General features: G+C 47.6%; 14 protein-coding genes. 1 reads left to right on the top strand and 13 read right to left on the bottom strand.

The window, feature by feature from the left end; translation table 11 throughout:
* Positions 1-42: 42 nt before the first annotated feature.
* From ACESTD_RS03360 to ACESTD_RS03350, 3 genes are all read right to left on the bottom strand, one after another.
* On the bottom strand, positions 43-3,558 hold the full coding sequence (locus tag ACESTD_RS03360; protein ID WP_195288306.1) for a CHAT domain-containing protein: 3,516 nt from the start codon (positions 3,556-3,558) through the stop codon (positions 43-45).
* 7 nt (positions 3,559-3,565) lie between these two features.
* The gene (locus ACESTD_RS03355; RefSeq protein WP_195288307.1) at positions 3,566-7,018 is read right to left on the bottom strand and encodes a CHAT domain-containing tetratricopeptide repeat protein; all 3,453 of its coding nucleotides are present in this window, start codon (positions 7,016-7,018) and stop codon (positions 3,566-3,568) included.
* Positions 7,019-7,120: 102 nt separating this feature from the next.
* The gene (locus ACESTD_RS03350) at positions 7,121-8,254 is read right to left on the bottom strand and encodes a hypothetical protein (protein ID WP_147335288.1); all 1,134 of its coding nucleotides are present in this window, start codon (positions 8,252-8,254) and stop codon (positions 7,121-7,123) included.
* 100 nt (positions 8,255-8,354) lie between these two features.
* On the opposite strand from ACESTD_RS03350, the gene ACESTD_RS03345 reads away from it, so the two are divergent.
* Positions 8,355-9,572 carry an IS256 family transposase gene (locus tag ACESTD_RS03345; RefSeq protein WP_057088836.1) on the top strand — a complete coding sequence of 406 codons (1,218 nt, stop codon included), beginning with the start codon at positions 8,355-8,357 and terminating at the stop codon, positions 9,570-9,572.
* Positions 9,573-9,779: 207 nt separating this feature from the next.
* On the opposite strand, the gene ACESTD_RS03340 is transcribed toward ACESTD_RS03345, so the two are convergent.
* From ACESTD_RS03340 to ACESTD_RS03295, 10 genes are all read right to left on the bottom strand, one after another.
* Complete coding sequence (locus ACESTD_RS03340; RefSeq protein ID WP_195288379.1) at positions 9,780-10,613, bottom strand: IS982 family transposase; 834 nt, start codon at positions 10,611-10,613, stop codon at positions 9,780-9,782.
* 843 nt (positions 10,614-11,456) lie between these two features.
* Positions 11,457-13,001, bottom strand: a complete 1,545-nt coding sequence (locus tag ACESTD_RS03335) for a DUF4434 domain-containing protein (RefSeq protein WP_057088842.1) — start codon at positions 12,999-13,001, stop codon at positions 11,457-11,459.
* A 196-nt stretch (positions 13,002-13,197) separates the two neighbouring features.
* Positions 13,198-15,540 (bottom strand): family 20 glycosylhydrolase, encoded by a 2,343-nt coding sequence (locus ACESTD_RS03330; RefSeq protein ID WP_117902449.1) that lies wholly within the window; start codon positions 15,538-15,540, stop codon positions 13,198-13,200.
* A 22-nt stretch (positions 15,541-15,562) separates the two neighbouring features.
* On the bottom strand, positions 15,563-16,663 hold the full coding sequence (locus ACESTD_RS03325) for an SGNH/GDSL hydrolase family protein (protein ID WP_057088888.1): 1,101 nt from the start codon (positions 16,661-16,663) through the stop codon (positions 15,563-15,565).
* A gap of 126 nt (positions 16,664-16,789) precedes the next feature.
* Entirely contained in the window at positions 16,790-18,223 is a 1,434-nt protein-coding gene (locus ACESTD_RS03320) for a DUF5009 domain-containing protein (RefSeq protein ID WP_373158645.1), read from the bottom strand.
* A 45-nt stretch (positions 18,224-18,268) separates the two neighbouring features.
* Entirely contained in the window at positions 18,269-19,600 is a 1,332-nt protein-coding gene (locus ACESTD_RS03315; protein WP_057088892.1) for an alpha amylase family protein, read from the bottom strand.
* A gap of 130 nt (positions 19,601-19,730) precedes the next feature.
* Positions 19,731-21,596, bottom strand: a complete 1,866-nt coding sequence (locus ACESTD_RS03310; protein ID WP_373158646.1) for an FAD-dependent oxidoreductase — start codon at positions 21,594-21,596, stop codon at positions 19,731-19,733.
* Positions 21,593-23,011: a calcineurin-like phosphoesterase C-terminal domain-containing protein gene (locus tag ACESTD_RS03305; RefSeq protein WP_057088847.1), complete on the bottom strand. Its 1,419-nt coding sequence runs from the start codon at positions 23,009-23,011 to the stop codon at positions 21,593-21,595. Before ACESTD_RS03305 ends, ACESTD_RS03310 begins: the two co-directional genes overlap by 4 nt.
* Before the next feature lie 131 nt (positions 23,012-23,142).
* Positions 23,143-24,423 (bottom strand): DUF4434 domain-containing protein, encoded by a 1,281-nt coding sequence (locus tag ACESTD_RS03300; RefSeq protein ID WP_081027306.1) that lies wholly within the window; start codon positions 24,421-24,423, stop codon positions 23,143-23,145.
* A gap of 121 nt (positions 24,424-24,544) precedes the next feature.
* Positions 24,545-25,936: an alpha amylase family protein gene (locus ACESTD_RS03295; RefSeq protein WP_057088851.1), complete on the bottom strand. Its 1,392-nt coding sequence runs from the start codon at positions 25,934-25,936 to the stop codon at positions 24,545-24,547.
* Between the last annotated feature and the right edge of the window lie 288 nt (positions 25,937-26,224).

Below are 26,224 nucleotides of genomic sequence, written 5' to 3'. Positions count from 1 at the left end.
TTCTTCTTTCATAAAAAAAACTGTGTTAGCAAAGTTAATACTTTATTCCTTGCTGACACAGTTTAATTTACATCCTCGACCAGACCGGCTTAGAGCTTGTTCTTCAAAGCTTCTTTGGGCAGTGTAGTGGCCGGTCAGTGGACTGTAGAAACCATGTGTTGCCACATGAAGCAAGGTGATGGATTGACCGGATAATTGTTTGAATGATTCTTCGGTCCCAGCCATGCCGCTCATCAAGGCTACCGGAATTTGTTTGTTGCGTAATAGGGTATCTATCGTCTGCACTTCTCGTTCTGTTCCTTCCAAAAAAGAGATTCCTTTGCGTAATACTAAAGAGTCTATCTCCGGGACATCACGGAATGCTATTAGGGATTCTGCACTTTGCAGTTCTTTCCGCATGGCCTCAATGTCTCCTTGTCCTCTTTCATATTCTAGACCACCGTAAAGAACCGCTTTTGTTCGTATGTCCTCTCTCTTATTTTTTATGAGTTCGCGAGTAGACGATAGCCTATATGTATTATAGTATTCGGCAAATGTTTTCTTATCTGTTAGTGGTATGTATTCTATGGCAATATTGTTTAATTCTCCTGAGGGTGAGAAATAGACATTCTTTTTTTCAGCGAGATAATGATATAGAGGCTTCCAAATGAGATTGGATAGCGCTGTAGTATTGTAATAATCGGTAGTTGGAATCGTTGATAACTGCTTTTGAGAAAATAGGCGAACTACGGTTGGATACTTGCTTTTTTTCTCCAATAAAACGGCAGCATATTCTTCAGTATTATTCGAATAGTATGTACAGAATTCAATGGCAATATCATCCTTCTTCAATCCCTTCCATATCTCTTTCCAGGTTGTAGAGTACCCCTTGACATAACTGCCATATTTTTTCGATTCTCTGATGAGGCGATATTCCAGTTCTTGTTCCAGATGCATCAGAGAATCGGAGAATAATGAATCTTGGGTATCTTGTTTTGATAGTCTATCGTTGAATAGACTTAGGTCTCTCCATTTATTATATGCTGTCTGCAATGAGTCGTTGCCAGACTCGTATATCAGTTTTTCAAATTCAATGTCTGTGTTGAGCATTAATCCTTTCAGGAACAGATTTACGTCATAGGCCATACTGCAAAGCTCTTTCATCTGAGTATGTTCGGCAGCTTCTATAATAAAGTTATAAGAGGATTGCATCATTGCGAGATATCGTTCTCTGACAGATTTGGGAACATTTCTGAATGTATTTACTAACATTGACTTATCAATATTATGGCTGATTTTGAGAGGGGTAATCATCTTGTCATATAATCCATACTTGTAGTAGATAAATGCAGCATCAGACAGAATGGATGAGTAAGTCTCCTTGTTTTTTCTTGGTACATATACCATAGCTTTAGTAGCATAGTCTAATGCTTCGTCTTTCATGGATAAAGTGTAATAGGTGGTTGCTAAAGAATTGCATATAGAAGCACGTAAAGTATGGCTATTGCTTGTAGTTTTGGGTATGTTCGCCTCGAAATTTCTTGCACTCTTATTCCATAACCTTAAGAATTCGTTTCGTGTACTGTCCATTTGTGTACGGTATTCAGGATTATTTTCCATATCGGGAAGCGATGTTATGGTATCAAAGATGTTATTGAATACTTGGATGAGGAACAATAACTCTGAGATACGCTTTTCCATCGGCCATTGTAGGTAAGTCCAATGCTGTTCTGTCAGAAATTCGTTATGGGTTATTTTTCTTACTACGGAAGTGAAATAGGCTGCACTTTTGCCGAGGTCGTAGTGACTATATAAGTTTGCCAATGTTGTTTGGTTTCTTAAATAGATGATATCTAATGTGTCTGCATATTGCTGATTTAGCCTCATCTCTTCCTCTGCATATTGTAAGGCACTAAATGCATCTCCCAAGTTATAATAAAGGTTGGCTATGTCATATAGCAATGCCCGATAAAAGGATGAATGTTCGCCATATAGCTTCTTTGCAGGTTTTATACATTGCAAACAAGCGTCAAGTGCTTGTGAAGAATCGATATAGTTGTATGCGCTGGTTTTTAACCGTAACGCATGTATATATATATCGACATCTGGCTGTGTGATAGATAGTATCTCATTGATACATGCTAAACTATTGTTGGTTTGTTCGTTTTCTAAATAGGCTTGTGCTAGATTGAATAATATGTAGGGGTATTTTTCAGGGTATATTTCCCGATTGCAAATCTTTTTGGCTGTTTTAGCATAGTGGAGTGCCTCTTTGTATTGAGAAGTTCTATAGTAGGCTTGCGATAGCTCATAAAAGACATCAAGTATCTTTTCGTTTTGTGTTTGGTTGGATTGAGTGTATGAGGTACTCAGTAAGTTTAAGTAAAAGATATTTTTTTCTTCATTTCCCAAAACTTTATAAGAATAGGATAGATTTTGTAGTAGTGTCTGGTAGTTTTCACTCTCTTGTTGTCGTATGGGTAGGAAAGCTGCATATAAATCTTCTCCCAATTCTATCGCTTCTTGTATTTTGTTTGAGCGAATCAGGCAATCCATCTTGTATATTTCTAATAGTCTTTTTACGCCTTGGTCTGCATCCGGCTTTTTTTGATATGTTTCAAGGGCTTTTTGGCTATAATCCAACGCTTGTTGCAGCGTGATGGAATCTTGCAGGTATTCCTCTGATTTCTTGTTATAAAAATTAGCTAGGTTGTCGTAAATTAGATTTTTTAAATATCGGTCTTCTTCATTGTCGTTTCTTAGTTCGCGTACAAATACTTCTGCATTTTCAAGATACTTGCCTTGCTCATCGCCGTTGTTTTCTTGTGATTGACTGAAGTAACAGAGAGAGATGCAGTATAGGGAGGAGTTGTAATTGATGGAATCATTGAGATTCTTAGCCAGTTCGTAAGCTTGAAAGTAAGCATTTAACGCCTTGGGGTAGTGATTTTCAAATTGATGGTTGTAGTATTCATGCCCCAAGGCAAAGAGGGTGTTCATTGCGGCATCGCATTCTAAATTGTACAGTTGTTGACAAGCTGCCTGGTGTGCTTCAAAACATTTTATAGCATTGGTTGAGTCGCTTAATTGTGAATAACAATAACCTTCATTGGCTATTGTTGTCATACGCCAAATATGATTTTTGCCTAAAATAGTTGCTTCTATAGCGTCACATTGTTTGTATAATTTCAGTGCTTTTGTATAGTCCTGGTGTTCGAATGCTTTATCTGCTAAGGCTGATAGCGAGTCCGATTGAATGGTTAGACGGCGGTCTATGGGGGAGAGCTTGTAGTAATATGGAGATATTTTTTGAGCTTGTTTTTCATCTCCAAGTTGGTAGTGGCAACTTGCAAGCCACATGGCGGAATAGTCCTGTCGATTATGAGTTGAGTCCATCTCTATCTTATCCAATCGGTCGCTCTCTTGGAAAATGGGAATGGCTTCTTTGTATTTCTTCATATTATATAGATGGACTCCTTTAGAAAACAGCTCATCTGATTCTACGCTTTGTGCCATGGTGACAACATTTGGTAAAAGGATGAATAATATGTATATAATATATGATGCTTTCATCGCCATTGTTTTTCTAATTTATGCCATCCAGCATGATGAATGCCGCCCAATATTCTGGTTTATCATAGACTCCATTTTGATAAGTACGTAAATATTGTTGGGCTTTATAGAGTGACTGCTTCTTACTGTTTCCATTTATCAGTTTGTTATAGAATTCGGTCATTAACAATAAAGTTGCTGTATCATCTACTTTCCATAAACTCATCAATAAAGTTTGTGCACCTGCTTTTTTAAATCCACGTTGCAGACCGAAAACTCCTTCACTGGTAATGTCTCCCAGCCCCGTCTGACAAGCAGAAAGAACGACTAAGTCAAGTCCTCGAAAATCAAGGCGTGACAATTCTTTAGCAGTAAGAATTCCATCTTCCATGTCTGTAGGGCTATATTGATTGTTATCGGTTAAATAGTCGGCAGCTCCAGTTAAATATAGTCCGGAGCGTGAAAGAGAGTTCTCTTCAGTATGTTTAGTTCTATAATCATTGTCATACGGTGATGTTGAGATGAATGGTTGTGGCTCTTCATAAAATCCATGAGTGGCAATATGTAATAAGGAGATTTGTTTGCCAGATAATGCTTTAAATGATTCTTCAGTTCCATCCATACCCATTTGCAACAGTGTAGTTATCTTTTTGCCTCTTAATAGTTGGCTTATAGATAATACTTCTGTTTCTGCTCCATTTAGATAGCTGAGATTACTGCGTTTTTGCCGTAAGTCTTGTATATTGGGAGCATCTCTGAATACTAAGTCAGGAGTGCTTTCGCTATTATAATAAGCTAATCGTATCCGGTCACGATCTTTTGCCCCCATATTATATTCTAATCCTCCGTAAAGTACTGCTTTCTTCTTGATATTATTCTTATGTGCCAGTGCCAATTCTCGCGTTGAAGAAAGTCTGATCATGTTGCGTTGTTCTGTCTTGGGTAGGTATTCAATGCCGACTTTGTGAAAGATACCGAATGCAGAAAAATAGATATTTCCATTTTCAGGCATGTATTCTTCGATAGGTTTCCATACGAGGTTGTAAAATGCCGGTGTTGAATAGGCTTCCTTTAGGGTAGCTTCATATTCTTTTTGCGTACCTAGTATGACCATACGGGGTTGATGGAGTTTATCAAGGACATAGGCACAATAAAGTAAAGAGTCTGGTTGAGTATAAAAAGCCGCGAACTCAATAGCAATATCATTTTGACCGAGACTGTTTTGTACGTCTTCGTATGTTATTGCCAATGCACGAGTGTAATCTCCAAATTCTTTGGAAGAAGATAATAGGTCGCGTTCTATTGCATTAGCTTCAGCAGTAAGCTTTTCGATGATTTCAGGTTGAGGTCGTGAGGTTTGTGAGGATAAACGGTCAATTTGCATGTTCAGTGAGCGCCATTTGTCCAGTTTTTCCCTTATATTCTTATTCCCTTTGCTTTGAAGGAGCTTGTGCAACTCTATTTCCGAATTGAGTAACATACCTTTGGATAAAAGTAGGGCATTGTAGCTTAATGGTAGGAAGCGTGCATACCCTTGAGCTTTATAGGACATGGGGATGATGTTTTCAATCATATTCTTGTATCGTGCCCAATATAAGGCTCTTTCATTGGCAGTAAGCCATCGAAAGTCAGAGAATATCTGTTGTTGTGTTTGTTGCAGACAGTGCTCAAAGTAGATACAACTGTTGGAAATATCGTTGTTGTATAAATAGTATGTTCCGATGTCTGCTAAATTACTGCTACTAACCGTTCCATATATTTTTTTTGAACTCTCAAGTAGTTTTTCTTTGATTAGGATGGCTTCTTTATAATTTCCTTGAAGAAATAAGATATGGGCCAAATCATTTTCGTACTGTATGGTGATGGGATGTTCTTCTCCTAAATTCGGTGTTAAATCATTCTTTATTAGGTTGCTGATAAATTCCTTAAGGCTTTGTTTTTCTTGTTGAGGAGGGGCGTCCATTAAATATAGATGTAGGAATTTCTCTATTGCCATATAGAATTTGTCCGGATCTACTTCTTGAGCTATATCAGTAGGTGATAGTGAGCGTGCCTGGATATCAATAAAGACTTTTTTTACCCGATTTTGAAATATGGCCTGTTTATTTGTGTTTCCGATATTCAAGAGTATATAGGGTTCTATCCATAGGATGATTGTACATAAGTATTGCAAATGTTTATCTCCCCATATTGTCTTAGTGAGCTCTAATGATTTTTCGTATAGTTGTACTGCTCCGGCATAATCGCCGATATCTGTGAATAGTTGAGCTTGATTGTTGAGTGCAGCTATATAGCTTATCTCTTGTAACCATCCTTTTTTCTCATAAAACTCCAAAACTTTGGAATTAAGGCTGATGGCTTTCTGCTTATTTCCGGCATTGGAATATATTGTTGACATAATTCCTAGAATATTGATATAATCTACTTTTGCCGTGCCATATTGGCGCATTATGTTTTCAGCCTTTTCTATTTGAACTAGGGCATTGTTTATATCTCCCTTGGCAATATTGGCTTGGCTTATTTTTACCATAATAAATGCCGGTATTGAATCGCTGCGATTAGCTTGGTTACAAGCCTCTAAAAAATCTTGTCCCAGAGTGATAGCTTCGTCATATTGTCCGAACATTTGGTATAAGTCAATGGTATTGGACAATAAAATTTCATAATTGTTTGATGTTTTTCCTTCTGCTAGTTCACATAGAGATAATGCTTGCATCATCAAAGTTTTGGCCTGTTCGTAGTTTTTGTTCCTGAATGCAATGACCGACTGTTGGTTGACAATTTGTGCTTCGAGTAAAGGGTATCGTTTATGAGCTATGCTGTAGGCTTCATCTAGATAACGAGTAGCTTTGTCCAATCCGTCTTTCATTGAGAAGTCTGTATTTACAGATGCAAGCGACAGAAGGGCATCAACATATCTTTCAGAGTATTCACCATAAGTATGCTTGCATATATTTTTATTTATCAGGTAGTTTTCTTCTGCATTGATAGAGTCCCCTAATGCATAATATAGATTCCCTATGATAATGGTACTGTTTCCATACCAAATATGTTCTTTTCCTGCTACTTGTTTTTCTATGTCTGCACAGCGTAAAGCATACTCCAATGCACGTTCCAGATTTCCAGCTTGTGCAAACATGTTGGATAGTTCAGAGAAACGGTCTGACTCTACGGTGAGCCTCCTATCTATAGGAGGTACCATGTAATAATCGGGGCTAATGGCTTGGGCCTCCTTTATTTTCCCTAATTGCATATAACAGCTGGATAGCCACATCTCTGAGTAATAGCGCCGGGAGTTAGTCGTATCTAATAGTGCTTTGTCAATATTGTTGCTTTTGTTGAAATAGGAGATGGCTTCATTATATCTCTTAAGATTGTACAATTCTACCCCTTTGGAAAACAATTCATCCGATTCGACACTTTGTGCTTGAAGAGATGTAGTGAAACTTAGAAAAATGACCAAAATGATAATACGGTTTATATGCATTCCTATTTTTGATGCTACTTATGAGTCTTATGCTACATAAAATAGGTTTTTATAATTGTACAATTATTGGGGATAATGATGGGCAGAGGTGAACTGATATTTCTAATAGCTTGTTTCAGCCTCGAGTCCCAACTTGTCAATTACATCTTGTGTTATAATATCTGCCGGTGCCTTTAAGGTTGTAATGACCCATTGTTTGGTCAGCTCATTCCATTGCTGGCTGGAGACAACTTGCCAGCTACGTGTCATAATGTCTTCGGATGGTTCCAACTTTTTTCTGCGCTTCCGGTCTTCTTTCCAGTTCTTCCGGTATTGGTCTGTAGCGTCGCAGGTTTCTTTCAACTCGATGGATAGTTTGTATTCCCCAGTACCGAAGCTGATTCTGTATTCGTCATTTTCATCACGGAAACCCATGTAAGAGCGAGGAACGATAAAACTTTCGCCTCTGATTTTGTATTTGGCGACTTCATTGTCTTTTCGTATATAACGGAAGAAGCCATTGCGGTCAAGCTGGCTGGAATCTACAGGTATTTCTAATGAAAATTGTCCTAATTCCTGGTCTTTTTGTAACTGTACGATTTCATTCATCCAAGAAGAAGTCAACTTCATTGTCATAGAAAAGCAGAAATTCTTTCTTTCTTCAAATGAAAAAGGAATATTTAAGACAGAGTTAGGCAAGTTAGAGCGGGTTGGGCAGATGATAAGGGTGTCGAGTGCTAATTCAAATTTAGAGTGGTTTATGATACGGTTAATCTTGTTACGATCAATATGACATGAAATGTAAAAGACCGTATCATTCCCTTCTTTTCGCAGGCATCCTATTCCGTCAAATTTCATGCCTTTAGGGTCTAACGCTCCGTCGAACGAGGTCTCTTTATAAAAATCGTTTATTTCTGATATAGTGCTGATATTAGTGGTATAAACATTTTCAGTACGTATAGTTTCTTCCCACTCATTTTTTAGGCGAGAATTCCGTGTCAATAAAGAACCTATGGCATTTACTCCTAAATCAATGAAGGATGTCACATATCCGGATGCAATGCCTTTGACAGACTCTTTACTGGCATTGAACAAATCTCCCATATAACTGCGGGTGGAATTTCTTTCTTCACACAAACTTTGAATTTCATTAGCTAAATCATCGTTCGTGTAAATAAATGTTTGATATTCTACTGATTGTGCCAATATTACTATGGAACTAAATAAGAATACTAAAATGGATAAAGTCTTTTTCATATTTTAAAAGATTACATTATTTGTATATATAGAAGTACCCGTTGGCGGAATTAAAGAGAGCGTAATCTGAACTCTGTCTCTAAACAATTATCTTTGTATTATGGATAGAAACAGTGAAGAGTATCAGCAGATGCGGGACAAAGCGTTATCTCAACTGCGTAGTGGCGAATCGCTCACAGGTAAAGACGGAGCTTTTGGTCCTTTGTTAAAAGAGTTTTTAGAGGCCGCTTTAGATGGCGAGATGTCCTCTCACCTTGACGCTTCAGAGCGTCTTAACGGTAATAAGCGTAATGGTCGTGGAAGCAAACGAGTCAAAACTATGGCCGGCGAAATAGAGATCGTAACACCTCAGGATCGTCACAGTAGCTTTAGCCCGGAGATTCTTAAAAAACGTGAGACGATTCTTGCAGACAACATGTCTTCCAAGATTATCAGTCTGTATGGCATGGGGTTGAGCCTTAGGGATATTTCCTCCCATATCGAGGAGATGTATGATGTTGACATCTCCCACAACACGCTAAGTGAAATCATTGAACGCATAGTTCCCAAGGTCAAGGAGTGGCAAAGCCGCCCACTGGAATCAATGTACACAATAGTTTGGCTTGACGCGATGCATTACAAGGTGAAGGATGGTGGTCGTACAGAAAGTCGTGCAGTCTATAATGTCCTGGCAGTCAAAAAAGATGGACATAAAGAATTGATTGGCATGTATGTGTCAGAAAGTGAGGGTGCCAACTTCTGGCTGAGCGTGTTGACCGACCTGAAAGCACGTGGCATGAAAGATGTTCTGATCGCTTGCATAGACAATCTCACGGGCTTTGCGGAAGCAATCAGCACTATTTTTCCTGAGGTAATCATCCAGAATTGCATCATACACCAGATTAGAAATTCTTTGAAATACATATCTTCAAAAGATCAAAAAGAGTTTATGTCAGACTTGAAAACAGTCTACCAAGCCCCTAATAAAGATTTAGCAGAGCTAAACCTTGATAAACTAGAAGATAAATGGGGTAAAAAATACCCTGTTGTCTTAGAATCATGGCGACGGAACTGGGATAATCTATCGGCTTATTTTGCGTATGACGAGCATATCCGAAGACTGATTTACACAACTAATGCCGTCGAGGGCTTCCACCGTCAAGTACGAAAAGTGACCAAAACCAAAGGTGTCTTTCCCAATGACATGGCATTGATGAAATTAATCTACTTGGCTGTAATGAACATCTCCAAAAAATGGACGCATCCGCTCCAGAATTGGGCGTTAACTGCCGGACAGCTACGAATCAAATTTGGAGAGAGAATGCCTCTGGAGATATAACCCATTTCCTCTTTTTGACTTTTCAAACGCAAAGAAAAGGTAGTTCCCGGATGTGTGCAAGGGTATATAAACGGCTCATTCTTCGCCGCCCTTGCACACATTCGAAAACTATCTTAAGAAGCATTTGGAAATCCAAAAAGAAAAAATTATATTTGTTGAGATTTTAATAAAATAGAAACCAGACAGAGTTTAAATTACACTCCCGAATTAAATAAGCGCATATTTAAGTCTGCCAATAGGTTTGTTGTTAATGTGGTTTATATATTGAAGGATTGTAAATGCACTTATTTTCCCTAGTATTCTGGTAAACAATCCTACTGTATCTTTAGCATAATTTCTCACTATCATGAACTGATCGCATAGTTGTGAGAAATCCGTTTCGATTCTTTTCCTGGCTTTAGCAAATGGGATGAATGTAGGACTCCAGTCCTTTTGGTTCAGTCTATATGGAACTTCAAGTCTTATATTTGCAGTCTCAAACAAATCCAGTTGCACATTCTTACTAATATATCCTCTATCTCCGAGAATGCTGCAGTCATGATATTCATATTTGATATTTTTAAGATAATTGATATCGTGAACACTTGCTTTTGTCAGGTCAAAGGAATGGATAACTCCACTTAAACCGCAAATAGCGTGTAATTTATATCCATAGTAATAATTCTTCTGAGATGCACAATATCCGAATGATGGAGCTTTACTATAATCGTTTCTGCCCATTTTACAACGTTTCCCTCTAGCTACCCGGCATACCTCTATAGGTTTTGAATCAATACAGAAATATTCTTCACCACCATCTATCTTCTCAGCTATTCTTTTACGGATAGTGTCGCATAAGGTTGATGTAGTTTTACGCCTGTCATTATACTGGCGTCTTGAAATCAGATTGGGCATTTTATTCTTATACTCAGAAAGTCTAATAAAAAGATTACTTTCACTATCTATACCCATGGCTTCGGATGTAAGGTTCAAAGCTATAACTTCTATATCTGAAAACTTGGGAACAACACCTGGACGAGGAATATTTCCCTTCTCATTTATGAGGTTATCGCCAAATTACTTGCAAATCTTAAGAATTTTACTGAATATTGTATATAAGTTGTGCATATATTGATGATATATTAAAGGTTTGACCATCTCTAATATACTATAAATCAATAATATGCACAACTTTTTAAACATCAATATATTATCTTTTTAATTCCGCCAACGGGTTAAGGTAACATTCTTGCATTTCCTTGTTTTTATGTGTTCAATGAACTTGTTTGCATAATCACCCAATTCATTGGATGGGAAATTGTATGTCTTGAGTTTCTTTCGCTGTGCAACATACGGCAAGCCTTGAATGAACCTGTCTATAAGACTTAACGCACAAGAATACTCTTTTGACTTTCGTTGATTTGGAGAATTATCAGCCTTTGCAATCTTCTCTTGAAAAGCAAGACTGAAATTCAAATCGTAATAATCAATATTCATATCCTCCATGTATTGGGATATGTATTCGATGTAACGTAAATACCTGTCGGTCATGTAAGTGGACAGTCTGAAACTCTCAAAAGCTCTTTTGCAGTAAACGAAGAACTCATTGCGTGGAATGGATTTGTAATCGTTCATTGTGTATGATTTTTTAATTTCGGCGATATTGCCATATAATCAAAATGAACAATATACAATAATATTATCAAAAGTCTAATTGATTTTCAGATAAATAAGATGTGCACTTGTGATAATCATCTAGTTTTGATAAGTGGCATTATCACAATCTTTTTATAATGCCACGTTCCACATCGGGAACGAGGTACTGGACTTAGAGGTAGAAAAGAGCATCCACAGGCTGGAAGGGAAAAACAGATAGTCTTTGCTGCGTAAAAGAAAGAAATCCACTCAATCCGTGTCTGGAAAATCAGAATTGGCCTCGTCGCATAGCCCGGTGGGATTTACATACAGTTCATCCATCAATACGGAGTGAGGCGAATCGAATACCAGCTTCAGGTAGCGGGCAGGCACATTCGCTGTTTCCAGAAGAATACCGTCAATCCAGGCATCGTGCCCGGCATTGGGGAAGCAGGGGGCATTGCGGACAGACAGCAACCGATAGGAAGTACCGTCTGAGGAAACATAGAAATACACCTTGTCCGGCTGTGTCACCATTCCCGGGCGGTAGTCGAGCAGGCGCAAGAAGAGCTCGTCCAGCCTGATTTCCTGCCCGAAGTCCATCGTCAGCTCGTGTCGTCCCTTGCCGAAAGACATCCATCGGGAATCGTCGGGATTCTCGTCGGCAGTACGTCCATCCAGCAGCGGAGAGGAGACATTACCGTTTACAGTGGTCGAAACGGGGATGCCGTTACCCAATGTCCCACGATGAGAAGCTTCCAGCAGCCTCCAGTAGCGGCCACCGTTCAGCCAGTCCATGTAGTTGCGGTAGGCGATGCCCGACCAGTAGGGCTGTCCCAATTGAAAGGGAGAATCGGGCTTCTCGATAATGCCGCAGAACATGAAGGAGATGATGCACTCCACACCGGCCACAGAAGCGGCTACCTGTTGTGACAATAACCGTTGATAGGCGGCGGGGATGAGGGCAGAGGTGCGGTCGTTCGTCGCTTTCTCCCAGGTGAAGGTTTCGCAGTTGGCCCAAAAGGCGATGTTCAGACGGTTGTGGATGTCGCGCAGTTTCTTCCAGTTCTCTTTCAGGCGGGGCATGGGGAAGGGTTCGCGCACGCAGCCCACCTCGTCCTGGTAGGCGATGATGTCTACCTTCAGGCGTGAGAGGCGGCGTTCGTATTCCGGATTGGTGAAGTCGGAGTCCACCAGCCCGTAGGGGGAGATGAGGATCTTCTTGCCGGGGGTGAGGGAACGTGCCTTGTCGGTCAGTGCGTTGACGGCGGTTACGGCATGTTCGGACAAGAGGGGGCAGAGGCAGTCTTCCACAGGAAGATACCAGCCGTAGAGGGCGGGATGGTGGCCGTACAGCCCGGCAAGCTCCTGCATCATCTCCTGCTGGCGGCGGCGAATGGCGGGGTCACGCAGGTTGTCGTCCTGGTCTTTGGCCCAGCCGGTACTCATGAATACCTTCATGCCGAAGCGTGCGGCGGCATCCATGATGGCATCTACCGGGCTTTTACGCCCTTCGGGATAGACGTGGGGCATCAGTAGGGAGGGGTAGTAGGCACGACCTTCATTCGCCACTGCCATGAAGACGAGGTACTCCATACCCATCTCGTGCAGTTCCTGCACTTTCTGCTCCCACAGTTCGGGGCCGGTATTGTCCGATACCGTGGGGTTGGTATATTTGTTTCGCACGTCCTGATAGGCGAGGTTTATCCACGTGCCGGTAATGGGTTTCACCGGCTTGTCTCCGCAAAAACCGTTCAGCGCATAGAGCAGGCAGAGCAGCATGGCGGCAATATTCTTTGAGAAATGAATGTTCATCTATTATAAAAATGAAAGAATTAAAGAATGAAAGGATTAAAGGGGATACGCACAAACGCTTCTATTGTTTTCTTTCAGGCACGGATGACACGGAACTTCACGGAGAGAATTAAACAACGTCTGTGTAAATCCGTGTCATCCGTGCCTGAAGATTATCTATTCAAGAGTGACGATTGGGGCACAAGTACATCAAGCCTCAATCACTGACCACGATTTCGTCCATGAAGAGGAAGGGAGCCTTGCCTTCGGCAGCGTGGCCCACGGGCAAGGCGGGCGAAGGCTGCAGGCTCAGCTTCACGTAGCGGACATTGACGGGGTCGAAATCGAAGTCGTGCGTATCGACGCAATGCTTATGGATGTCGGTATCCACAGGAGCGCCCTGGGTGCCCACAGCGGTGAACTCCTTGCCGTCGGTGGAGACGGATGCCGTGACGGAGGTGGGTGCCATAATCCAGGCATCCATATAGGTCATGGTGTTCACGCTGATGTGCTTCACCTCGGTGGGCTGTTGCAGGTCGACGAGCAGCTCCACCGCCCGGTCAGAGGCAAAGCCCATCCATGCACCGGTGGCAAAGTTCTCGTTGCCCTTTCTGCCGTCCACCAAGAGCACGGGACCATCGAAGGTATAGTTGGGGAACGGCTCCACCGTGAGGAAAGTCACCGGACAGAGCGTAGCCTTGTTGAAGGAGAAGGTCTCTTGCCACGAGCTGTTGAAGCCATCGGGACGTATCACTGCGGCACGAAACTCTGTAGAGGCAGTTATGGAGACAGGCTCCGTATAGCGGGTGGAAGCCGTGGTAGGCTCACTGCCATCCAGGGTGTAATAGATGGGGGCATCGTCTATCGCGCTCAGGGTAATAAGGGATTGATGCTTCTCCACATCGGGCTGCACAGCGGCATGAAGGTTGTAGAGATGCTTGCCGAAGTTGAATCCATCGCGGCGGTAGAACTCCATCAGGTGCACTACACGCTTCTCGAACTTCTTATAGTCCTTCTTGTCGGGAGCCGTCCACTGCACTTCGGCCAAGGCGGCCAGACGGGGCAACAGCATATATTCCACGTGTTCGGTAGTGGCGATGTATTCCGTCCAAAGGTTGGCCTGCGCACCCAAGACGTGCTTGGCCTGCTCTTCGGTCAGTCCTGCCGTGGGTTCCAGTTCATACACCTTGCTTACGGGCAGGCATCCACCTATGGCAAGGGGTTCGTCCTTGGTGTCGGCAGTCTGATAGAAGTCGAAATAACAGTGGGTGTTGGGAGCCATGATGACATCGTGTCCCATCTGCGCAGCCTTGATGCCACCGGCAGAGCCTTGCCAGGACATCACCGTGGCATTGGGAGCCACGTCACCGTTCAGTATCTCGTCCCAACCGATGATGCTGCGTCCGCGGGCGTTGAGGAAACGCTCGGCACGCTGCATGCAGTAGCTCTGCAAGCGGTCTTCGGCAGTGAATCCGCCTCCTGCCCTCAGGCCTTCCTCGGCGATGCGCTTCTGGCACTTGGGACAATTCTTCCAACGGACACGCGGTGCCTCATCGCCTCCGATGTGGATGTACCTGGAGGGAAATATCTCTATCAGCTCGCCCAGAATATCCTCCACGAACTGCATGGCCTGCTCGTTGCCGATGCAGAGTACGTCGGGGAAGACACCCCAGTCGGGACACACCTCATACGGGCCGCCCGTGCAGCCGAACTCCGGATAGGAGGCAAGCACGGAGAGGGTATGACCGGGCAGGTCTATCTCAGGCAACACGTTAATGTAGCGTTCTGCCGCATAGGCCACCACCTCTTTCATCTGTTCTTGAGTGTAGTAGCCGCCGTAGTCGGTGTTGTCATACTCGCCGCTGCCCAAGTAGCCCACCACGGTACGGTGGCGCACAGAACCTATTTCATTCAGCTTGGGATATTTCTTGCTTTCGATGCGCCAGCCCTGGTCGTCGGTCAGGTGCCAGTGGAAGGTATTCATGTTGTGCAGAGCCAGCAGGTCGATGTATTTCTTCACGAACTCCACGGGGAAGAAGTGCCGGCACACGTCGAGGTGCATGGCGCGGTAGGTGAAGCGCGGTTCATCGTTCACTACGGCAGCGGGCAGCAGTATGCTCTTGCTCTCGGCCACGGCAGGCAACGACTTACGCAAGGTCTGTATGCCGTAGAAAATTCCTTGCTCGGTGCGCCCTTCTATCCTGATACTTTTTTCCGTCACGGAGAGGCGGTAGCCTTCCTCATTATTTATGGTAGAGTCGAGTACCAGCGTGATGGCATGTTCGGGGGCTTCGCCTTCCGCCTGTTCCCTGACAGGGAGGGCGAAGTTCATGGATTGTGCCACATACTCGGAGAGGAACTCTGCATTGCGTTTCAGCAGTGCGTTGCCTGTGGGGTAGAACACGGAAGTCCTGCTGTTCAGGCGGAAGGGAGTGCCTTCCGAGGGAGTCACTTCGCTCGGCAGGGGCACTACCGAGTAAGAAGCCGTTTCCAGCGGCTTTGTACAGCTTGCCAGGGCGCATAGGGCGACGAGGGCTGCGGATTTGAGAAAGCTGGTCATGAGGGATATGATTAATAATTGGTCATTCTACTGCTTTCCCCGACAGTTCCCAACCTGTGATTGTCGATACCATCGGGATGATTTCCATGGCCATCTTGCGCTGGCCGTTGTAGTTGGGATGCCATACGGCACCGTAGTCTGCTTCGGTATTGAAGAGGTCCTTCTTCATCTGCAACAGGTGGATGTTCTTATCGTTCATCTCGACGAGGGCGGTCTCGTAATAGTCGTACACCGGGGCGGGGATGGTACAGCAATAGATGCAGAGGATGGGCACATCACCGTAGTGCTGGCGCAACTGCTTCAGTATCTTGGTGTACGATGCCACAAACTCGCTCTTGAAGGGTTTCGGCTCTACGGAGAAGTCGTTCGTGCCGAGGTTGATGACCACCAGGTCGGGGGTGTAGGCCTTGAAGTCCCACTGCTCCTTGGAACCTTCGTCAAAAGTCTGGAGCATCTTCTCGCGCATGGTCACGGCAGAGACACGCACGGTGTCGCCATAGTTGCGCACGGCACCGCGTCCGGAGTGGGCCACGAGCGTGTAGTCGGCATCGAAGTAGCGGGAGACGATGGTGGAGAACGACAGGTTGCAGTTCTCGGTCTCTAACTTGAACGGCTCGTTGCGGTCTTTGCCCTCGGTGCCATAGCCGCAGGTCAGCGAGTTGCCGATGAACTCGATGTGACGGCTGCGCTCGATGTTTGCTTGCTGCAACGCACCCGACTGGGGCAGCAGGAAGCGGTGTATGGTGGTCTTGCCAAACTCGCCCTCGGTGCGCTTCTGTATGCGCAGGGCATGGGCGTTGCGGCTTACTCCACTCACGAAGTCTATCACCGTATCCTTACCGCAAGCCTTCACCACGTTGTGCAGCTTGCCGTCCACAAACACATTGTAATAGCTCGTCCCGGTCTCGGAGAGCCGCACGGCCAATCTGCCGCCTGTCAGACGGGTTTCAAGGTAAGTGCCCACCCAGTCGAAGGTCACCGATCCATCGTTGTCCACCTGTGTACGGCCCGTGTAACGCACGGCGGCATCGTCGCCCCGTACTTCCTTGTCCGTACCTTTTGCATTCACTCCCTGCGCACCGCACAACAGGGCGCCCAGGACGAAGATAGAAAGTTTTTTCATATTGTATTTTATCATTAGTTGTTCCATTCTAAGGGATGAATGACGGGAACGGTTGAACATACAGCCGTTTGTCATCATCCTTTATATATCAGATTATCGTTATACATCAATCGCCGGTCACTCTCCTTATGTCCTCCAGAACCACTTGATGCGTGTGAAGAACATCGTCACCAGCAAGGCCATCGACGTGAGCAGCAGGCCTTGCAGGAAGCCTAACCACGGATTGGTGGCAAAGATACCCAACCATTTCATAATTCCCAAGAGATTGAACAAGGGATAGATGAGAAGGTCGCAGGCCACGTAGGCAATCATAGGGTTCTGACCGGACATGACGAGGAACGACATGCTGCGGTGGCAACAGAAGTAGTCGCACACCACATGGAAAGCCATCAGTGCCATGCAGCCCAGTCCGGAGGTGACGAAGAGGTAGCCGAAGGTCGGCCCGTCCTTCTTGATACCCCCCTGGAACGGCTCGAAGCAAAGACCCACCAGCAGCAGTGCCGCACCCAGCAGGAGCAGGTCATGCCACAGGATGCCGCTGTCCGACAGGCCACGGGTCAGCCACCAGCCTGCAAGGATGAGCAGCGCGGAGAGTATCAGGGTGAGGAAGCTCCAACGGTTGTACAGCCCCACGAGGTTGGCCAGGATGATGCCTACCGAGATGCACAGCATGGCGTAGGCCACCTTACGGGGGGGGCTTTCCGCACCGTCCTCACTCGTGGGACGGCTCATCCACTTCATCACCAGCTCGCCCGCCATGCTGCCCGGCAACACGATGAAGAGGTAGCGCAGGTATTCAAACCTGTACATCCACGGCACGGGGGTATAGCCCCACAACATCTGTGCCCACGAGCCGTCCGCCTGCGCACTTAGTACCACGCCGGCCAGGGCAGCCAACACCGCCACCCTCGCCCACCAGCTGTACATGGTCAGCAGATAGGTTAGAGAACCGAACAGCGCCATGTTGGCCAGCAGCAGGATGATGATGTTGCTGGTGAAGAGGTTGAACTCCGCTCCGTTGGCATAGTCCGTGCAGAGCAGCATCGCCGTAGCCACACCGTAGGCACCCAGCTTGATGGAGGTATGCGCCCACTCGGGCATCTTCAACGGTATGCGCATGAACATGGGGAACAGTACGGCGAAGCATGCCAATGCCAACAGCCATGCCCTTACGTCCTGCGGTGCACTGAGCATATAGGGATAGAAATGCTGTATGAAGATGGCGAAGAACATCAGCTGCACGCCGCGCTTCACCGCCCCGTAGGCCAGTTGCCACATACTGCAGCCCTTCTCGTACTTGCGGCGCAGCGAGAAGGGGAATGCCGCACCCATGGCGAAGAGGAAGAAGGGGAATACAAGGTCCACCCAGGTCAGTCCTGCCAGGTCTGGCTGGTAGGCATGGGTTGGGGGCGGTTCCTGTGCATGGTACATCCATGCCGGCAATATGCCGTAGACCACGGTGGCGGATAGCACCATGGTCAGTATGGCGTAGCCTCGCAGCGCATCGAGCGAGTATGCACGACGGGTGGGCTGTTTGTTATTATCAGTTGTCTTGTTCATAGCCATATTATATATGTATATATCTTGTCACTCGTAGCTCGTCCCTTACTTCAGATTTCCACCTTCACGCATACCTGCCTCCACCTCTTTCCAAAGGTCTTTGGTGATGATATGCACGATGTCGAACACCATCAGGCCGTCAGCGTCTTTCAGATTCTCTGCAATGGTGGCGGTCAGCTTCTCCGGATGGTCGTAGAACTGGTCCACCAATATGCCGCCCATGAAGGGTCGGCCGCAGAGGATACGGCGCAACTGCTGGCAGGAACCTTCCACGCAGTACCAGATGCCCTGCTGTGCCTGGCTGTCGGTCTCGTTCCAGATTACGTTGTTGCTCTTCTTATACTCCTCGATGGTGATGTCGGTGTAGTAGTTGCCGGTGGCATAGAGGTCCAGAAGCTCGTTATAGCCGTAGTTCTTATACTCCGGTGTGGCCCAGTCGAACTCCTGCGAGGGGTCGTATTCACGGCTGGCGAAGTTTACCCCTACTTCATAGTAAGAGGGATACCATGCACCGGTGTATGTGCCGAAGGAAATATTGGGGTTGACACTCTTCACCGCATCGCGCATGATGCCCATAAACTCCGTGATGGTCTTGGTGCGCCATTCAAACCACTTCTTCGACCATTTGCCCAATTCGGGTTTGGGACGCTTGCCCTCCTTGTTCCACGTCAATATATCCTCGGGGAAGTTCTCTACCTTCTCACCGATGTATGCCTCGAAGGTCTCACGGGAGAGATCGGAGAAGTCGGCACTGATGCCGTCATAACGCACGCGATCCAGCATCAGGCCATCCAATGCCGGGTACTTGCCTACCAGTTCTTTCAGCACATTGAGTATGTGGGTGCGATACTCCTCGTTCAGGGGATTTATCATGCCGCCATACTTGTCTTTCTCCTCCGTGATAGGTATCAGTCCACGCTCAGGGTTGTAGACGATGGATGCCCATTCGGGATGTCCGCTGTACACTAATCCGCGGTCGAAGTAGTTGTGCCCGGCGCAGAACACGTTGAGTGAGGCGTGAATCTCCAGTCCCAGCTCGTGTCCCTTCTCGATGAAGTGACCCAGATAGTCGAAGTCACCCGCCTTGGCACCGTTCCACTCTTCCATCTTGGGGGCGTAGGCGCTTTCAAACAGCACTTCGCCCGTGATGGGGCGCACATCTACCACGGCATGGGTAAAGCCTAATGACTTTATTTTCTCCAGATAGAAGTCGATGGAGTCTTTCTGATTAAACCTTCCGAAGTTCGCTTCGGCATCAAACCACATCAAGGCGGGCTTGGTAGGTTCTACAGCGGCCTGCTGTCCGCAAGAGGTGAATGCTGCGCCACTCGTGGAAACCAGGACTGCCAGCAACAGATTTTTTAAGTTCGCTTTCATTGTCATTACGTTTATTTTTTAGTTTATACTTTATGCTTTATGCTTCTTCCTTTTATGGAAGTTATTCGAAAGTTTTCACTTCACTCCTTCCGTTCAGGGAGTTAAAAGCCGATGGCTCTCTTAAATGAAATCAGTCACTCTCTCCCTTTATATTTACCGCCCGCGCAAACGGGTTGCAAAGTTCGTCCGCCAATACGGCAAACTCCTTGCGGAGTATCGGACGTTGGGTGTCGCAGTCGCTCCAGGCATACTTATGGACTATCGCCTCCACTTGTTCCCACACGGTTCCCATTTCTTTTCCTGTGACGATATGCACCGCTTCGGCGATGCTGACCGTCCGTTCCGGCAAAGCCTTGTCATCAGGAGCATTCATTCCGTATTCCGCCAGGCAATGCAGGTCGGAGGCACGCAGCAGGAAGTCGGCATGAATCCACGTCTCGTTGCTCCAGTCCACGTTGCGCCCCTCCCATCTCAGGATGCCTGTCGAGCCTATGCGCTGCAAGGGTTTGAAGTACGGGGAATCTTTCGGCACGTCGAGATAAGGCAGCAAGTAACCGCCTGCATCCAGCACGGCACGTTGCACCTCGCGCACCTGCACCTCGTCCACCGTACAGCCCTGCTTCACTGCCAAGGCAGCCAATGCCCCTGCCGCCTGGCCTATCTGCAGCACCACCGGTTGCAGGCGTGTGGAGCCGTTCATGATGTTGGACACTGAAATGGATTTCTCGGCCACAATCAGCCCTTGCCTGTCCGCAGGTATCAACGCACCGAGAGGCACGCCATACGAGGGCACAGGGTGGAAATGGAGATCGGGCAACGAGTAGGCTCCGGTATAGCGGGTATGGTGATGGTCTACGGGATAGTCGCCCACGGCAATGCAGGTGCGATAGAGCGGTTCGGGCTGTTCGTAGGGATGCATGGCGTGGTTCAGATTGAAGCGCACCTTGCCATGTATGCGGCGCGATTCCCGGTGATAGGGAATCAGCGGTAGGCGGTCTTCGGTGGGAAAGGTTTCGTCATCCAGCCCCAGGGTAGTCAGCCCCAGCTCGTTCTGTAGGAAGTAGAGGTAGCAGAGCGTTCTGTGCTTCGCCTTGGCGATTTCCGCTTCGCGTTCCTCGCGGCTCAGGTCTATCATGTTGGTATAGTAGTCGTTCCCCTCGATGGGCCAGTTTATCATGATTTTCCCTCCGGGCAGCCGTCCGTAGCTCATCATCATCTCTTTCGACCATACACGGTTCGGTTCGCGCGGATTGGTACACAGCGGGTTGGCACAGCAGCAGGCAAAGAGTGCGGGGTCATAGTCTTCGGGACGGGCTATCCGTACATCGTGCCCGTAGTCCTTCAGGATGGCCACATAGGTCAAGTCCTGCACAATGCCGTTGGCCGTTTCGGGGGCAATGTCTTCGTCGGTCGCCTCGCGACTCTCCATGCCGATGTCGTAGGGCACACCGAGTGCACGAGCCACGTCGCCCTGTTCGGTGGCATCTATCAGTACCCGAGCTTCCACGGTCTCCGTCTTGCCTGCGTGCTCCGTGCGGACTATCCAACGGCCTTTCTCGCGGCGGGCATCCACAAAGGCAGTGCCGTGCTTCACGGTGAGTAGCGGTTCGGCGGCAGCCATCCGGTGGAAGAGGTCGTTGCCCACAGCTGGTTCAAACAGCACGTTGCTCACCCAGCCCGTCTTGAGGCTGTCCGATCCGCCGTAGTGCATGACTAAGCTGTCGAGAAACTCGCCCCATATCCCGGCACGCAGGCGGTAGTTACCGTCCACGGCACTGACTCCTGCGGCGGTCAGCATGCCGCCCAGCCAGTCGGTCTCTTCTATAATAAAGGTACGCGCCCCCATCCGTGCCGATTGCAGCCCGGCAGCCACGCCGCTCGTGCCGCCCCCCACCACCAGGACATCCACCTTCTCGGCGGTGCGGAGGGAACAACCGGCCAGCACAACTGCGGCTGCCAGCATCACAACGGCTCTGTGGAAACACCTTCTGCTCATTTCACTTCTTGGGTATATACGTTGCCAAAACGGTCGGTCACCTTGACTTCCAACTTTGCTTTTGGGTTCTTGGGCGTGGCGCGGAACATGTGACGGGTGTGGATGGGGTTTATCCAGTCGTATTCCACAATGCTCTTGTCGGCACATATCTTGGCTGCCAGCGGGTCGTAGCCGGTGTAGTGGGTCATTTTGCCCATTACCTTGCCGTCTTCCATCCATTCCACTCTCCACAACTCATCCCAGTTCCATACGTTGGCAAGGATGTCTGCGGGATATTCGTCGCTGCTTCCGGCAGGATAGGCGCGGAACTGGTAGCCGTCCGGCTGTCCGGCACTCTTGTACAGCCATTTCACCCGGTTGCCGTCCACCTCGTACACGCCATATCCGGCAGGCGTGCCGTCCATGCTCAGTTCCGACTTCCACCAGATGCCGCAGGCAGCCGTGGTGTTGTGCTCCATCATCCTGTCGGTGAAGCATACGTTGTGGTTGAAGTGGGAGTGTCCCGTCAGGAAATGCACCTCCCTTCCCTCCAGCAGGTCGAACAGGGCACGGGCATTGCTCGTCTCGTCCTGGTGCAGGGTGTTCCATTCCAGTTCCTTCTCCGTGCTGATTTGGATATGGGCTATGACAAACACCAAGTGGTCGGCAGGCACATACTTCAGATCCTGCTCCATCCATGCCAGGATGCTCTCGTCCACATAGCCTATGTACTGGTAGTCGCGGTTCACATAGAAGTTGTTGTTGATGACGATGTAGTGTGCCTTGCCCTTGTTGAACGAGTAGTTCGAGGGGCCGAAATACTCCTCGAACGTCTTGAAGGAGTATTGCCAGGAACGTCCACCGTAGGTCATATCGTGGTTGCCTATGGCGCGGTAGACGGGCATGCCGAGCTTCGCCACCGTGTCTATGTAGGCGGGGAAGAGCTGGGGGGAGTCGCCCACAATGTCGCCGCAGTCTATGGAGAAAAGGTCGGTCTTGCCACGATACTGCTTCAGGTAGGCGTTCATGTCATCCAAGTATTTGCCGTAGAGGGCTATCTCCTTCTCGCTGGTCACTTGCGGGTCGGCCTGCACGGTGAAGAGATGCTTCTTGTCGTCTATCCGGTTCTTGGCCAGCTCGAAGTTGTAGACTTCGTTTGCCGGGTCTATCTTTTGATAAAACTGCCCGATGGTCTTGTTCTTGCAGGCCACTTGATAGCCTGCCGGGGTGGAGAGGTAGATAAAGCGGGCACCGCGGTTACGCTCCAAAGTATAGGCACCGTCCTTGCCGGTGGTCACACAGTCTATGCCGTCGGTCACGATTACGCCGGGCACGCCCTTGCCGTTGCAGGTCACTTTGCCGCCATACGGATTGGCGGCACTCAATGAAGCGAGTATGCCAAGGGTCATCAGGGTACAGATAAAAAGTCTTTTCATTATTTTAAGTTTTTAAGTTTATTAGTTCGTTAATTTTTAGCTACAAGTTACAAGCCACAAGATAGCACAACCCATTAATCATTAACCATTAGCCATTTTTTCAGCTTAACTCCTGCATATAGTGGATGAAATCAGAAATCAGAAATCTTCTCCGCCTCTTCTCCTATCACATTATATGCGCGTACTTCGTAGTGTCCGTTTCCTTTGCCGGTCAGGTCGAAGGTGGCGGTGGCAGTATCCGGTGTGGCGGTTGCGGTCCAATGATTGCTTTGCACGTCACCTATCAGGATGCCATCCTTATATATATGGTGTCCCAGGAGGGTTGGCTCTTGGGGGTTGAATGTCCATTTCAGTAGGGTTTTCTCTCCGTCCTTTTCGATGGAGAGGCTGTTCACTTGGGCCGGGCGTGCTGCGGCAGGCAGTTCACTGCTCTTTGCCCATTGGCAATAGGCCCGGTGCAACGCCGGACGAATCCGCTCCGGCGAATAGTAATGGCTGTAAGCGAAGGTAATCATGTCGCTCACGTAGGGAGCCACGTTGTCCGCCTGCATCTTGATGCGGTTCAGCGGTGCGGTAGTCCAGAACCGTTGGTCGAACGATTCGATGTTTGCCCAGAAGTTGATTTTAGGCGAGGCGGGGATGACGGCGGCCAGTGCTTTGAACCATTGTGCCGTCTCTTCCGGTTTCAGGAATCCCGACCCTACGCAGTCCTGCGGTGCCAGTATGTCGCCGTCCTTGAGGTGGGCGTTGCGGAGTATGCCGCCCCACACCTTGGCGTGGGCTTCGGCAGTGCACCGTTGGCTGTTCATAAAGGGGGAGAGTATCACCGACAGGTCGGGTGTCAGCCGGGTCAGGCAGTCCAGATTGATGTTGAGGGCGTTCACCAGCAGGTCGCCCAGTTCGGGAGAGTTCACAATGAAAGAGGCTTCAATCTCCCATACCCAGTACCATCCCTTCAGCGTGCCGGGATAGCGTGAGCGGTAGTTCTCCGTGATTTCTTGGGCCACACGGTTGCCCAGCATCATCTGTTCCGTTATCCATTCGGGAGTCCATTTGCTCGTGTTCCACCACCGTTCGTCGAAGTTCAGCCCCACGATGACCTCGAACCCCGCCTTTTGTGCATTGCGCAGGCAGCCGTCCAGCAGGTCGTTTGTGCCGGGGGCGATACCCTCTATCCGGGTGGGATAAACGGCCTGTGCCTTTCCCTCCTTGTCCGTGTGTACGGTGTGCATGAAGATCAGTCGGTGTATGCCTGCTTCGGACAGCATGGCGTACTCCTGTTGCCAGCGGGCATCGTCCCAGTCGGCCACAAGCCAGGGTTGGATAAAACTTCCGCTGATGGCGGCAGCCGTCGGTGCTACCGCCATCAGCGGAAGAACCAGAGTCCACAAGATTCTTAACAGATGATTCATTGGAATTATGAATTTTGAATTATGAATTGGGTAAGGATTCCCTTACGATGCAATTATAATTTAGGCACGGATTACACGGATTCCGCGGAACTCACGCAATCCGCGCCTAAATCACTTTGATTTACTTTACTGTTTTCAGATAATTGTCTATCCCCTGCTTGCAGGCATCCCAATAGTTGTGCATGCGGATGTGGCAGAGGTCGAAGAGGAACATGCCGCCGTCGCAGGCGTTGATGCAGGCATTGATGGACTTGGGCACCTGGTTGGCTTGTCCTCCGTTCTCCCAGCCCGAGCCGTTGCCTATGTCCGGTCCGCCGGCAAAAGGCACGTCGCCCATCAGCTTGGCACCGCCCAGTTTGCAGAAGCCCTGCACAGTCCATTCCGTAGAACCATAGATTTTATCGACAGCCGCGTAGGCACCAAGGAAGATGAAGTCCAGGTGGTCGGCATAACCATAGTCCTTATAGTCGCTGTCCGCCCATCGGGAGTAAGAACCATCTGCTGCGGGATTGTACTTGGGGCTTGCCCAATTTACACCGCTAGTGTAGTAGGTGGAGTACCATGCTCCCACGTATGTTCCGAAGCGAGTGTCAGGGCTGACGGCTTTTACCTCATCGTGCGCCTTTATGATGAAGTCGTGTATCGTTTTGGCACGGAACGCATTCCAACGTTTATACCATTTTCCGGGGATATCCGTTCCGGGTTTCATGATGTCGGCAGGGAAGTTTTCCACTGATTCACCTATAAATAATTCAAACTCCGTTCGACTCTCCGGCGAGAAGTCGCTCATTAGGCCATAGTCGTCGTAGCGGCAACGGTCCAGTATTATGCCGTCAGGCTTGTACTTGGCCAGATCGGAGAGCAAGGATAGCAGATACTCCTGCACCTCATTGTTGGCGGGGTTGAGAAATTTCACTCCCCAGTCTGTTTCGTAGTTTTGCAGGTCCATGGTGTTCACTTGTCTGCCTGTGGCATTGATTACCGTGGCCCACTTCTTTTTCGAGGCATCGCGATAAAGCATACCTTCATAGCCTAATCCGTAGGGACAGAGATAGCCACCTACAAAGGTGTTGATACAGGCATTCACTTTCAGACCCAGCTTGTGCCCTTCGTCCAAGAAAGTCTGTAGATAATCCCATGTGGCAGTCCGCTCCGCCCATACGTAGCCCGCATTGCTCCAGATGTCGATTCTCTTCAGCGGTTCGGCCACGGATGACTTGAAGAGCACGTCACCCGTCGTGGGGCGCACGTCCACCACAATGTCGGTGAATCCGGTCTCTTTCACTTTTCGCAGGTCTTCCTTGATGTTGTCTATGCTGTTGGCATAGCGCTCGAAATTGCCGGCAGCATCTATCCAGACATACCGCGGCTTCTCTTTCGCCTCCGGCTTGTCTGTGCCTCCTTCCTCTTCTTCTTCGCCCCAGTTCCAGTCAGGCACTTTGTTGTCATCGCCCCCACAGGAGGCAAAGAGGCATAGGCAGAAGAACGAGGCTATCCATAATTTTTTTTTCATTCTGGTATCAATATTTTTAGGAGCCATACATACCGCTCCAAGTAAGTATAGTTTGTAGGATTTATTGGTTCTTTTTCTTATCCGGGATGCTTCATACTATAAGCGAATTGCCCGTTACACCTATAATTATAGGATGGTAGTGAATTTATTTGCACTAATTCCAGTCTATATCCGCATAAGGTATTCTTCTAATGGAAGGAATAATACCTTGCCAAGCTACGGAAAAGAGAAGCATCCGTAAGAGAAACGACAGGAGAGGTAAAACACCTATTGAAAACTTACTCTTTA

The sequence above is a fragment of the Bacteroides sp. AR20 genome, from assembly GCF_964250605.1.
Taxonomy (GTDB): Bacteria; Bacteroidota; Bacteroidia; order Bacteroidales; family Bacteroidaceae; genus Bacteroides; species Bacteroides uniformis.
This window is presented reverse-complemented; position numbering and strand designations above follow the sequence as displayed.